This is a genomic window from Saccharopolyspora sp. NFXS83, assembly GCF_026241095.1.
In the GTDB taxonomy this organism is placed as follows: domain Bacteria; phylum Actinomycetota; class Actinomycetes; order Mycobacteriales; family Pseudonocardiaceae; genus Saccharopolyspora_C.
Genome location: NZ_JAPFGB010000009.1, coordinates 1 through 12,556 on the forward strand (window position 1 = coordinate 1; position 12,556 = coordinate 12,556).

The window sequence follows — 12,556 nt, forward strand, 5'->3', positions numbered from 1 at the left end:
CTCGGGGGGTGGTGGGTGGGGTTTACGGGGTGTGGTTTTTTGTTGCTGTGGGTGTGTGGTTGTTTACGAAAAGGTTGCGAATGCGGGTTTTGGGGTTGTTGGTGATTGTCGGTCGTTCGTGTTGGGGGTCACGCTGGGGAGCGTTTCCTACTGGGTAGTAGGTTTCGGTTCGCACTCAATGAGGAGTTGCCCGTGAACCTCCGTCCGTTCCAGCGCGCGGCTGCGACCGTGGTGACCACCGTGGTCGGGGTGTCGTTCGCCGTTGCGACCGCGTCCGCCGCTTCCGCTGAGGAGCGTCCGCCGTTCTACGAGCCGCCCGCCGAGTTGCCGGGGAGCAACGGTGATCTGGTGCGCTCCGAGCCGTCCGAGTACTTCCTGGATCCCTTGAAGGCGATCAAGGTCGATGCCGACGTGCAGCGGGTGATGTACCGGTCCAGCGATCGCGGCGGTGCGCCGATCGCGGTGACCGGCACGGTCATCACGCCGCGCGGCGAATGGCAGGGGGAGGGCGAGCGTCCCGTCGTCGGCTACGCGCCGGGTACCCAGGGCATCGCCGACCGCTGCGCGCCTTCCCAGCAGCTCGCCAACGGAACCGAGTACGAAGGCGTCTTCGTGAAGGCCATGCTCAGCAAGGGCTACGCGGTCGCGATGACCGACTACCAGGGCCTCGGCACGCCGGGCGTGCACACCTACATCAACCGCGAGGTCAGCGGCAACGCGGTGCTCGACGCGGTGCGCGCCGCGCAGCGGCTGCCCGGAGCGGACGTCCCGGACGGCGGTCCGGTGGTGCTCTACGGCTACTCCCAGGGCGGCGGAGGCGTGGCGGGGGCGGCCGAGCTCGCCTCGGCCTACGCGCCGGAGCTCGACATCCGGGGTGCCGCGGCCGGTGCCGTTCCCGCCGAGCTGGGCGGGGTGGGTGCCAACCTCGACGGCGGCTTCTACGCCGCGTTCCTCGGCTACGCCGTGGCGGGGATCGCCGCCGGTTACGACATCGACCTGGAGCCCTACCTCAACGACGAGGGCGAGCGGTTCCGCGAGGACGTCGAGAACTCGTGCACCATCGACGGGATCGCGCAGTTCGCGTTCGCGCAGTCGAAGGACTTCACCGAGGACGGCAGGCCGCTGACCGACTACCTGGCGGAGGAGCCGTTCGCGAGCGCTGTCGGCGAACAGCGGATCGGGAACGGCAAGCCCGGCTTCCCCGTGCTCGTCGCGCAGAGCCGGTTGGACGACGTGATCCCCTTCGATCAGTCCGAGACCCTCGCCGGCGACTGGTGCGCCCAGGGGGCGGACGTGCAGTTCGCGCCGAACCTCGGGCCGACCCACATCGGCGGTGCGATCGCCTCCTTCCCGCGCGCGTTCGCGTGGCTCGACGACCGCCTCGCCGGCGAGCCGACCCAGCCGAACTGCGGGAACACCGAGCAGGCTCCGGTCGACCCGGAGATCCCCGTCGACGAGCGGCAGCCGCTGCTGCCCCAGCTGTCCGAGCGGCTGAACCTGGAGTGAGCGCGGGGCCGGGTCGCCGCCCAGGCGCCCCGGCCTCCCATCGCCCCAGGCGATCCGCAGGCCGACCGCGTGCCGTCCCTTCCCGCTCGGGGGGACGGCACGCGGTCGTTTCGGTCGGCGGCGATGCGCGCGAGCTCGTCCGTGCGGCGCCGCGGGCCGCCGAGGCCGCCGTCGGGTTCCTACGTCCCCGCTGCGGGGTGAGCGGGGTTCGTCGAGGACATCGGGTGGACCTCCGACACCTGCAAGGGGTGGCCGGGGAGTTCGGTCGAATGCCGGTGCGGGCGCAGGCCGTCGAGCATGATGTGCAGCGCTCGTTCCGCGATGCGCTGCTGAGCGGGATCCGACGGGCGGCGCAGCAGCATCGAGTACATCGCCGCGATGTCGCCGGCGCCCACGTCCGTGCGCAGCGAGCCCTCGGCCTGGGCGGTGCCGACCACGCCGTCCAGCACCTCCAGCAGGGAGTCCCGGAGCCCTTGGGTGACCTGGTCGCCTTTGACGACGTCCCAGGCGCGCGGTGAGGTCATGCCGAGGCGGACGCTGAGCTGGAGTTCGTCGGAGCTCTTGAGCAGGCGCACCAGCGCGTTCCAGCCGGTCGTCTCCTCGGTGGCCGCCGCTTGCGCGTGGGTGAGCGCGTTGGTGAAGTTGTCCCTGGCGACGGCGCGGATCAGCGCCTCGCGGTCGGGGAAGCGCCGGTAGAGGGTGCCGACGCCGACTCCGGACCGGCGCGCGATCTCCTCCATCGGGGCGTCAGGACCTTCGGCGGCGAAGATCGCTTTGGCCGCGCTGATGATCTGGTCGCGGTTGCGGCGTGCGTCGGCGCGCAGCGGGAGCTCGCCTTCCGGTGCCGAAATGTCCGAGTTCACCGGTGGATTCTCGCATCCACCCGTTCGCAGGTGGACGGAGTGCTTCCGCTTCAGTACTTTCGAGTACAAGCGGAAGGTTTTCTTCCATATTGGGAGGTCGCACCATGCCCGAGGTCACCGATGAGCCAGTGCGGGAGTTCCCCGTCGCGCGGCGATGCCCGTACGCGCCACCCGAGGAGTACGCGCAGCTGCGCGAATCGGCGCCGGTGTCCCAGGTCAGAACGCCGACGGGCTCGGCGGCGTGGGTGCTCACCCGGCACGAGGACGTCCGCTTCGCGCTGTCCGACCCGCGGTTCAGCGCCGACCGGCGCAACCCGGCGTTCCCGTTCCTCGCCGCCGGTCAGCAGGAGTCGATCAGCGCGTTCCGGCCGAACATGCTGTCCATGGACGAGCCGGAGCACGGCCCGGTGCGGCGCTCGGTGCTCGGTGAGTTCACCGTGCGGCGGATGCGGGAGATGCGGCCCCGGATCCAGCGGATCGTCGACGACTGCCTCGACTCGATGCTCGCCGGACCGAAACCCGCCGACCTGGTCGCCGAGCTGGCGTTGCCGGTGCCCTCGCTGGTGATCTGCGAGCTGCTCGGCGTCCCGTACGCCGACCACGACTTCTTCCAGGAGTGCTCCTCGGCGATGCTGCGGCGCACCACCCCGGCCGAGGAGCGCGTGCGCGCCGCCGCGGAGGTGCGCTCCTTCCTCCGCGACCTGATCACCGCGAAGAAGTCCGCCCCGGGCGACGACCTGCTGAGCCGCCAGCTCGCCAAGCAGCGCGAGGAGGGCATCGAGGACGACGAGGACCTGGTCGCGACGGCCACGCTGCTGCTGGTCGCCGGGCACGAGACGACCGCGAACATGATCTCGCTGGGCACGCTCACGCTGCTGGAGAACCCCGACGACATCGCGGCCATCAGGCAGGACCCGCGGCGCACGCTCGGCATGGTCGAGGAACTGCTGCGCTACCTGACGATCGTGGAGACGGTGACCTCGCGGGTGGCGACCGCCGACGTCGAGGTCGGCGGCACGCTCATCCGCGAGGGCGAGGCCGTCATCGCGCTCGGCCACACCGCCAACCACGACCCGGCCACGTTCCCGGAGCCGTCCGAGTTCGACATCGATCGAGGCGCCCGCCAGCACGTGGCGTTCGGCTACGGGCCGCACCAGTGCCTCGGGCAGAACCTGGCGCGGATGGAGCTGCAGATCGTGTTCGACTCGCTGTTCGGGCGGATCCCGTCGCTCGCGCTGGCCGGGCCGCGCGACGAGCTGCCGTTCAAGGACGACGCCGTCATCTACGGCGTGTACTCGATGCCGGTCACCTGGTAGCGCCGGGGCGCTTCACCAGGCCGCGCGTTCCAGCGGATTCGGGTCCGCGACCACCTCGGGTGGCCGGCCGAACCGCCGCACGGGGCGCCGGGGCGTGGTGTGGCGCTCCCAGCCGGGATCGCCGGAGGTGGCGAAGCGGACCCAGGCGGCGTGGACCTCGGCGCCCAGCTCGGACGGGTGCTCCGTGCCGAGCAGGGCGTTCGGGCCGTGCAGTCCGGGTTCGCCCGCGATGTCGAAGACGAACGGGAGCTCCACGCCGTGCGCGGCGCCCAGCGACCCGCCGAGCGCCGACGAGCGCCAGGCGAACTCGTAGCGGTAGGTCGCCGCCGCGTGCGCCGAGTGCGCGTCGGCGAGCGCGCGGGTGCCCGCGCCGAACAGGGCATCGCCGAGCACCGCCGACCGCAGCTCGCCCGCGGCGGCGGCCGGGCGCTGCGCCCGGTACGCCGCGACGAGCCGGTCCGGGTCCGGATGGGCTCGCGCCGCAACGGAACGCACGTCGTCCATCGTGGACTCGTCCAGGTCGCCGCCCGGGGCCAGGTAGAGGTTGCCCTCCTCGGTGTTGTTCCCGATGAGCAGGTCGATCTCGGCCCCGGCCCCGGCGGCGACCGATGTCGCGGGCTGCCGCCGCAGGACGAGACCGAACGGGCTGAGCCGCAGCAGCGGATCCGGTCGCCCGTCGACCGCGAGGTCCAGCCCGCGCAGCCCCGCGGTCGCCGCGAGCAGCCGCTCGTCGGGCACCTCGGCCAACTCCGCGACCGGCATGTCCAGGACCGCGCCGAGCCGGTGCGCGACGAGTTCGGCCTGCGCGGGCACGAACGCGCCGAGCCCGTTGCCGCTCTGGCTGATCACGCGGCGGAACAGCCCGCTGTCCGCGTGCTCGGCCAACGCCGCGTCGACGATGGTGGCTCCGGCGGACTGCCCGAACAGCGTCACGTTGCCCGGATCGCCGCCGAACGCCTCGATCTCCTCCTGCACCCAGCGCAGCGCGGCCAGCACGTCCAGCAGTCCCCGGTTGTCGGGAGCTCCCGGCAGCGCGAGCCACCCGGGGGCGCCGAGCCGGTAGTTCAGCGCCACCAGGACCACGCCATCGCGGGAGAAACCGGCGCCGTCGTAGAGCGCGGCCTGCGCCGAACCGGACACGAAGCCGCCGCCGTGCACGAACACCATCACCGGCAGGCCGCGGGTGGCGGTGTCCGGCGTCGACACCGTCACCGTCAGGTAGTCCTCGCCGCGGACCCAGCCGGGGCCGAAGAACGGCACCATGTCCAGCGCGCCGAACGCCCGCTCCGGCGACGGCGCGGTGGGGCCGGGCCGCGTCGCGTCCCGCTCCCCGTCCCAGCGCGGAGCGGGCCGGGGGGCGGCGAACCGCGCGGGGCCGACGGGGGCGGCGGCGTAGGGGATCCCGGAGAACACCAGGCCGTCGCCGTGCCGCCTGCCCCGGACCCGGCCCGCGGTGGTCGTCACCGAGGTCATCGGTTGCTCCATTCCGGCCGGTCGAACGCGGCCCAGTCCACGATCTCGAAGCGGTTCCCGGCACGGCGGACCTCAGCGGCGCCGTGCCCGCCGAAGTGCGCGGGCACGACCAGCGCGGTGTTGTCCGCCGCGAACTCCAGCAGCCGTCGCCGGGAAGCTCGGGCGGTGGCAGGGTCCTCGTCGAAACCGCAGTTGTGCACCGGATCCCGCAGCTGCACCGGGGTGTGCAGCAGGTCGCCGATGAACACCGCGCGGTCCGAACCGGAACTCAGGTGCAGCACCGACGAACCGGGCGTGTGCCCCGGAGCGGGCAGCAGCCGCAGGTTCTCGTCGATGACCCGCTCGCCCTCCCACAGCTCGGTGAGCCCCGCCTCGTGGACGGGCGCGACGCTGTCCTCGAACACGTTCTGGTGGCTGCGCGCGCTCTTCGGCCGGTGCTCGCCCAGCGGGTTCCAGTAGTCGAAGTCGAGCCGTGGCACCAGGTAGGTGGCGTTGGGGAAGGTCGGTACCCAGTCCCGGCCGACGAGGCGCGTGTTCCACCCGACGTGGTCCACGTGCAGATGCGTGTTGATCACGATGTCGACCTCGTCCGGGTCGACGCCCGCGGCGGCGAGGCTGTCGAGGTAACCGGTGTCGAGGTGCCGCCAGTGCGGCGAGTACGGCCGTTCCTTGTGGTTGCCGACGCCGGTGTCGACGAGGATCGTGCGCCCCGCGCTGCGCAGCACCCAGGTCTGCACGGCCGCGGTGAACCCGTTGTCGGCGGGCGACCAGAAGTCCGGGGCGAGCCAGGACCGCTCGGCCTCGAACACGTCGGCGGGGATGTCGGGGAAGAACTCGTCCATGCCCATCGCGCGCCCGTGGAACTCCAGCACTCGCGTGACTTCGACGTCTCCCAGCGTGATGCTCTGCATGCCGAGAAATATGCGCCGCGCACCAGGTCGTGGGGTATCCGTCACGTGACTGCACCTGTGCGGGCGGGGCTACAGTCGGCGGGCGGGAGGCGGTTGTGCTGCAGCAGATCATCGGCCGGGAAGCGGAGCTCGCGCGCGTGGTGCGGGCGGCCCGCGGCACCGGGCAGGTGCTGATCGTCACCGGCGATCCGGGCATGGGCAAGACGACGCTGCTCGACGCGGCGGCCGAACCGGGCGCGCTGCGGGCCACCGGCAGCGAGAGCGAGGCGAACCTCGCGTTCGCCGGACTCCACCAGCTGCTCGCGCCGACCCTGCGCCGGGCTCGGCCGGAGTCGTCGCGGCTGCTCGGGGCGTTCGGCATGGGGGAGTGCTCGGCCGAACCCGACGTGATGCGCCTGGCGCTGGAGGTGCTGGTGCTGCTGTCCGACACCGGTGGGCCGCTGATCGTCGACGACGCGCACTGGCTGGACCCCGCCAGCTTGGAGGTGCTCGCGTTCTTGGCCCGCAGGATCGACGCGGAGCCGCTGAGCCTGCTCATCGGTGCCCGCGAGGACCAGCCGCTGCCCGGCTTCGACGGCCTCCCGGTGCTGCACCTGGGACCGCTCGACGACCTCGACGCGAACCGCGTCCTCGACGAGCTGCCGCAGCCGCCGACCGGCGCGCACCGGCTGCGGGTGCTGGCCGAGGCCGGCGGCAATCCGCTGGCGCTGGCCGAACTCGCCGCCGTGCCGCAGGAGATCGGCCCGGGGCCGCTGGTCACCACCGAACGGCTGGAGAAGATCTTCGCCGCGCGGGCGCAGGAACTGCCGGAGCGGAGCCGGGAACTGCTGCTGGTGCTGGCCGCCGCGGACACCTCGGACCCGGTGCGGGTGCCGGAATCCGGTTGGGAGCCCGCCGAACGCGCCGGGCTGGTGCGCTGGACGGGGTCCCGGTTCCGGTTCCGGCACCCGCTGGTCAGGTCCGCGCTGTACCACTCGGCGCCGGTCGCGCGGCGCCGCCGGGCGCACCTCGTGCTGGCGGAGGCGACCGCGGACGAACCGGATCGGCACGCCTGGCACCTGGCCGCCGCCGCGAGCGGTCCCGACGAGGACGTCGCCGCGCTGCTGGAGGACACCGCCGAACGCGCCCGCCGCCGAGGTGGCCACGCGGCTGCGGCGACGGCGCTGGAACGCGCCGCCGAACTGAGCCCGGACCGCGGGGAGCGCGCTCGGCGGCTCGTGCTGGCGGCGGACGCGGCGCTGTTCACCGCCCAAGCCGGGTGGCTGGAGGACTTGGCGGCACGGATCGCGGGCCTCACCGACGAGCCGGAGCTGCTCGCCGTCGCCGCGCTGCGGGCCGGGCAGGCGCTCACCGTCACCACCCGGCACGCGGCGGCGTTCGCGCAGCTGTTCCGCACCGCGACCGCGCTGGCGCGGCAGGCCCCCGACACCGCGCTCACGGCGTTGGCGGGCGCGGCCGTCGTCGCCTACTACTCGGCCGAACCCGGCCGCCGCGAGCAGGTGCTCGCCGCGCTGCCGGAGATCCCCGGCCCGCAGGACCCGGTGACCAGGGCGTGGGTGCTGACCGTCGCGGACCCCGTGGGCAGCAGAGCGGAAGTGCTGCCGCTGCTGTCCGAGCTCAGCTCCGCGGAGTCCGGCCCGGGGCAGGCCATCGCGGTGGCGACCATCGCCTGGCTGCTGGACGAGGCGCCGCTGGCCGAGCGGCTGTTCGAGCAGGCCTTCGACCAGTGGCGGATCCGGGGCCCGCTGCCGGAAGGGCTGGGCTGCGCGCACGGGTGGACGTTGTTCGAGACCGGTGGCTGGACGCAGGTCAGGAGCATCGCGGCCGACGCGGTGAGCAACGGCGCCCGCGCTGAACTCCCGCACGTCATCGCGGGATCGAAGACGATGGACGGTGCCGTGCTGGCCTTGCGGGGCGACTCGGCGCGAGCCGGGGAACTGGCCACCGCGGCACTGTCCATGGTGGACCCGGCGGCGAGCCGGATGGTCGCGGTGCGGGCCAGGTACGTGCTGGGCATGATCGCGGTGGCCGACGGCGACCACGCCGCCGCGCACGCGCAGTTCCGCCGGATGTTCACCGCCGATGGGGAATTTGAGCACTACCACCAGTCCGCGGTGGCGCTGCCCGAACTGGCCGCCGCCGCGGCACGCCTCGGGACACCGCACGACGCCGAGCGCGTCGTGCGCGCCGCCGAGCGGCGGCTGGGCGACGGTGCTTCGGTGCGGATGCGGGCGCTGGTCGATCACGCTCGCGCGATGCTGGCCGACGATCCGGAGCCGCTGTTCGCCGCCGCGCTGGCCGACCCCCGCACCGGGCAGTGGCCGTTCGAACGCGCGCGGACCCTGCTGCACCAGGCCGAATGGCTGCGCCGCGCCCGCCGCATCGCGGAGTCCCGCGCCCCGCTGGCGGAGGCGCTGGAAACGTTCCGCAGGCTCGGCGCCCGTCCGTGGGCCGCCAGGGCCGAGGCGGAGCTGCGGGCGTCCGGGGGCGCGGATCCCGGCCCGGCCGCCTCCGGCGTGCTCGACGGGCTCAGCCCGCAGCAGCAGGAGATCATCCGGCTGGCCGCGCGCGGCCTCACCAACCGGGAGATCGGGGACCGGCTGTTCCTGTCACCGCGCACCGTGGGCTCGCACCTGTACCGGTCGTTCCCGAAGCTCGGTGTCAGCACCCGCAACCAACTGCGCGACCTGCTGCCGAACTAGCCGATCACTCGTCGGCCTCCTCCAGGGCGCCGATCCACAGGTAGTCGCGGGCGCGGGTCGTGGCGACCAGCAGTTGTCGTTGCAGCGCTTCGAGTTCGTCGCGGTGGAAGCCGATGGACCGGTGCTCGTCGGGCAGGAACACGGCGCGGAACTCGAATCCCTTCGCCTCCTGCAACGTCCCCACCCGCACCGCCGCCGGGTCCGAAGACCACGGGGTGAGCCGCCCGGCGGGGACGTCGTTGCTGCGCAGCACTTCCAGCCACTCCTCGGCGGCGGAGCGGGTGCGGGTGAGCACGGCTGCTCCGGTGTCGTCGCCGAGCTCGCGCAGCGCCGCCAGCAGCGCCTCCTGCTGCGCGGCGCCGTTCCACCGCACCACTTTGCCGCCGCTGAGGACCGGCAACGCCGAGCGCAGCGTCACCGGTGGCCCGCCGTCGATGTCGTCGAACCGGTTCACCGCGTCGAGCTCACCGGCGGCGTCGACGATCGCGGCCCGGTTGCGGTAGTTGCGGCGCAGCACCTCGCTCCGGCCGCGCAGCGAGATCCCCGCCTCCGACAGCCGCCAGCCGCCCGCGAACACCTGCTGCTGACCGTCCCCGATCAGCAGCAACCGGTTCGGGCCCTCACCGCTGACGGCGTGCACGAGCCGCAGGCCGACCAGCGTCAGGTCCTGCACCTCGTCGACCGCCACCACCGAGTAGCCGCGGCCCAGGGGTTTGCGGCCGAGTTCGTCCCACGCGCGGATCAGCACGTCGTTGCGGTCGTAGATGCCGCGTTCGCACAGCTCCCGCTCGTACTCGCAGTAGAACTCCCAGACGTGCGCCCGGAAGGCGGGGCTGAGCTGGCCGCCGCGACCGCGTCGCGGAGCGGACTTGTACGACTCCAAGGTGCCCAGGCCACGGCCCTTGATCACCCGGTCGATCTCGTCCTTCCAGTAGTGCCGCGAGGGCCGCGCGCCCGCCAACGGCCCCGGACGTCCCGAGCGCTCCCACACCGCCGCGAACGCCGCCTCCACCCGCGGTTCGTCCACCTCCGCGTCCCGGCCGCGCTCGGCGAGGAGGTCCGCGGCCCACGCATGCAGGTTCCGGAACTCCACGCGGTGCGCCACCTGCGGCGCCAACGCGCGGAACTGCTCGCGCGCGAGCTCCGGCAACGCGTCCAGGTGCGTGGTGAACAGCAGCTTGCCGGGGCTGCGCCGCGCCAAGTACGCCAGCCGGTGCAGCGCCAGCATGGACTTCCCGGTGCCTGCCGGGCCCGAGATCCGCGCGGGCCCGCCGTACTGCCTGCGCACCGCGCCGAGCTGCGTGTCGTCGAGGAACAGCCGCCAGTCCAACGCGGAATCCTGCGGGGGGTGCTCGGCCCGCTCCTCGGTCAGCCGCCGGACCTCGAACAGTCCGGAGGAGCGTTCCGAGGATCCCACTTCGCCCGCGCCCCGCGGTTGCGGAATCCGGTACGGGTTCCAGGCGATCGGGGTCAGGTCGAACGTGCGGTTGTCCAAGTGCCGGGCCGCGGCCAGGGCGTCCGCCGCGTCCAGCAGCGGCTCCTCCCGCACCAGCACCCGGTCCAGCTCGGACTCGGTCACCACCAGGTGCTCGCCGTCGCTGACGGTGCCGCGCCCGCCTTCCGGGAACACCACGACGGTGCGCAGCGCGGCCTCGGTGAGCAGCCCGTGCGGCGTGGCCAGGCCCGCCAGCAGCTCCGCGGTCCACACGAACGCCGCGCGCGTCGCCTCCGGGTGCGGTTCGTGATCGCGCAGCAGCACCACGAGCACCCCGCCGGGACCGATGAGGACCACGTCCGGCCGGTTGTCCGGGGTGTGCGGGGCGAACTGGTTCAGCAGCGTGTACCAGCCGGTGCCGCGCTCCACCGCGAACCGCTCCACGACCCGCTTCTGCCAGGTCGGCAACGGGGGGCGTGCGCGGAGCTGCTCGTCGGCCTGGCGCCGCAGCCGCTCGCGGTGGTGATCGTATGTCCCTGTCACGGCGACTCCCGGATTCGCACGCAGGTGCTCTAGCGACATTACGGTCTTCCGGCGCGATTTCGAGAGTTGCGAACTCGGATCACCTTAATGTCGCAGGCGGATACGAAACTCGGGCGGAGACCTCCACAATGGACGTGTGGACCCGCTGCACGATCCTGACGACGACGCCCTGCTCCACCCGCGCCAAGCGCGGGAACTGGCTGGGCTGGTCGAGAACGCCCGCCTCGCCTCCGGTGCCGTCCGGTACGGCCGCATCGGCCGGGTCGGCGCGGCCACCGTGGTGCTCAACCAGGACAACCCGCTGCCCACCGCGAACCACGCCTGCGGCCTGTGGGGAACGCTGGCCGAGGTCGCCACGACGCTGCTCGCCCTGGAGCAGTCCTTCGCCGACGCGGGCCGCTCCGAGGCCGTCGTGTACGCCTCGCCCACCACGGTCGGGGAGATCGAGGGCATCGCCGACGACTCCGGCTGGCGCGCGGTGGAGGAGAACATGGCGCTGCTGCACCGCAGTCGCAGGACCCCCACCAGCCCCGTGCGCCCCGCCACCGACGACGACCTGCACGGCATCGCCGAACTCATCGCCGACGACGCGGGACTGTCCGACTCCGGCGAACGACGCCTGGTCCGGACCCTGGCGCACCGCGGCGACGACCCGCGCTGCGTGCTGCGAGTGCTCGACGACCCCGAGGCAGACCGCCTGGCCGGATTTGCCCAGGGCTTCGTCGAACACGGCGTAGGCCTCGTAGAACACGCCGTGGTCCGCCCCGGTCGAAGGCGCCGAGGCGCAGGATCCTCCCTGGTGGCCGACGTGGTCGACGAGCTGTACGCCAAGGGCGCCCGCCTCATAGCCGCGCACAGCGACGAGGGAGGACCAGCAGAGCGCTTCGCGGAAACCTGCGGCTTCGAACCCGTCTACCCGGTCACCGCCTACGCGCGCCGAGTAGACGAACTACTCGACTGACACTTCCGCGGCTCGTCCTGCTCGGGTGTCCGGGTGGCGGAACCTCAGCGGCTTCCTCGCTGCCGAAGGTCGTGCTTAGCGGCGAAGCCGTGCAGTAGGCGGCGAAGCCCGCCTGCCTCGCGGCGTAGCCGTGCCTTGCGGCCGAAGGCCGTGCAATGGGCGAGCGAAGCGATGCTTGCCTTGCGGCCGAAGGCCGTGCCTGGATGCGCGAAGCGCATAGCCACGTCCACAAGCCGCTCACCCGCGGGTTCTCAGCCGCTGAGGTTCCGCTACCCAGACACCAGAGCAAAAAGAGCCGTGGAAGCAATCACTGAAGAAGACCTTCCACCGCACCACAGCAACCACACGCCCAACAGGGGAAGGCTCCAGAACCGCGACCACACGCCCAACCGGGGGGCGGCCCTGCAACCCGCCCCGTCAAGCCGAGCGAGACTCCGAAGCCCGGACCAGGTGTCCACCCTCCTCGTTCGGGGTATGTCGTCCTTGGCGCTGACGAACGCAGTGCCCGAGTCCGCGGCGAGGTGGTGATCACGATGACGGCGACTACCCGGCTGCCCAAACCGGTGGCCGAGACGTGGGAGTGGCAGTTGCAGGCGGCTTGCCGGGACTTGAGCACGAGCACGTTCTTCCACCCGGAGAACGAGCGGGGCAGCGCTCGCAGCAACCGCGAGGAGCAGGCTAAGCAGATCTGCCACCGCTGTCCGGTGATGTTGTCCTGCCGGGAGCACGCGTTGGCCGTGCAGGAGCCGTACGGGGTGTGGGGCGGGCTCAGCGAGCGGGAGCGGCAGGAGCTGCTGGCGAAGCGGGTGCCGAAGCAGCGCGCCGCGGCGTGACGGCAGGGGGAGC

The 12,556-nt window shown here is 72.7% G+C and carries 8 protein-coding genes and 1 pseudogene; 5 read left to right on the forward strand and 4 right to left on the reverse strand.

The window, feature by feature from the left end:
- Positions 1-192: 192 nt before the first annotated feature.
- On the forward strand, positions 193-1,506 hold the full coding sequence (locus tag OOZ19_RS12310) for a lipase family protein (protein WP_266090225.1): 1,314 nt from the start codon (positions 193-195) through the stop codon (positions 1,504-1,506).
- A 179-nt stretch (positions 1,507-1,685) separates the two neighbouring features.
- Here the strand turns inward: OOZ19_RS12310 and OOZ19_RS12315 are convergent, their stop codons facing one another.
- Entirely contained in the window at positions 1,686-2,369 is a 684-nt protein-coding gene (locus tag OOZ19_RS12315; protein WP_266090226.1) for a TetR/AcrR family transcriptional regulator, read from the reverse strand.
- Between the two features lie 104 nt (positions 2,370-2,473).
- Here OOZ19_RS12315 and OOZ19_RS12320 point away from each other — a divergent pair, with 104 nt between their 5' ends.
- On the forward strand, positions 2,474-3,685 hold the full coding sequence (locus OOZ19_RS12320) for a cytochrome P450 (protein WP_266090227.1): 1,212 nt from the start codon (positions 2,474-2,476) through the stop codon (positions 3,683-3,685).
- 12 nt (positions 3,686-3,697) lie between these two features.
- Here OOZ19_RS12320 and OOZ19_RS12325 read toward each other — a convergent pair whose 3' ends face one another.
- A complete protein-coding gene (locus tag OOZ19_RS12325) occupies positions 3,698-5,158 on the reverse strand; it encodes a carboxylesterase/lipase family protein (RefSeq protein ID WP_266090228.1) in 1,461 nt (486 codons plus the stop codon).
- On the reverse strand, positions 5,155-6,069 hold the full coding sequence (locus OOZ19_RS12330; protein ID WP_266090229.1) for an MBL fold metallo-hydrolase: 915 nt from the start codon (positions 6,067-6,069) through the stop codon (positions 5,155-5,157). Before OOZ19_RS12330 ends, OOZ19_RS12325 begins: the two co-directional genes overlap by 4 nt.
- Positions 6,070-6,164: 95 nt before the next feature.
- Between OOZ19_RS12330 and OOZ19_RS12335 the strand changes: the two genes are divergently transcribed.
- On the forward strand, positions 6,165-8,771 hold the full coding sequence (locus OOZ19_RS12335; protein WP_266090230.1) for a helix-turn-helix transcriptional regulator: 2,607 nt from the start codon (positions 6,165-6,167) through the stop codon (positions 8,769-8,771).
- Positions 8,772-9,321: 550 nt separating this feature from the next.
- Here OOZ19_RS12335 and OOZ19_RS12340 read toward each other — a convergent pair.
- Positions 9,322-10,788 (reverse strand): annotated as a pseudogene (locus OOZ19_RS12340) (UvrD-helicase domain-containing protein); the annotation flags it as partial.
- A 97-nt stretch (positions 10,789-10,885) separates the two neighbouring features.
- On the opposite strand from OOZ19_RS12340, the gene OOZ19_RS12345 reads away from it, so the two are divergent.
- Together OOZ19_RS12345 and OOZ19_RS12350 are read left to right on the forward strand one after the other, a co-directional pair.
- Entirely contained in the window at positions 10,886-11,710 is an 825-nt protein-coding gene (locus OOZ19_RS12345; RefSeq protein WP_266090232.1) for a GNAT family N-acetyltransferase, read from the forward strand.
- 533 nt (positions 11,711-12,243) lie between these two features.
- On the forward strand, positions 12,244-12,543 hold the full coding sequence (locus OOZ19_RS12350) for a WhiB family transcriptional regulator (protein ID WP_266090233.1): 300 nt from the start codon (positions 12,244-12,246) through the stop codon (positions 12,541-12,543).
- Positions 12,544-12,556: the final 13 nt, after the last annotated feature.

Bases quoted from the DNA above. Each gene is read 5' to 3' on its own strand.
- OOZ19_RS12320 (WP_266090227.1), top strand. From the start codon at position 2,474: ATGCCCGAGGTCACCGATGAGCCAGTGCGGGAGTTCCCCGTCGCGCGG.
- OOZ19_RS12325 (WP_266090228.1), bottom strand. From the start codon at position 5,158: ATGACCTCGGTGACGACCACCGCGGGCCGGGTCCGGGGCAGGCGGCAC.
- OOZ19_RS12330 (WP_266090229.1), bottom strand. From the start codon at position 6,069: ATGCAGAGCATCACGCTGGGAGACGTCGAAGTCACGCGAGTGCTGGAG.
- OOZ19_RS12350 (WP_266090233.1), top strand. From the start codon at position 12,244: ATGACGGCGACTACCCGGCTGCCCAAACCGGTGGCCGAGACGTGGGAG.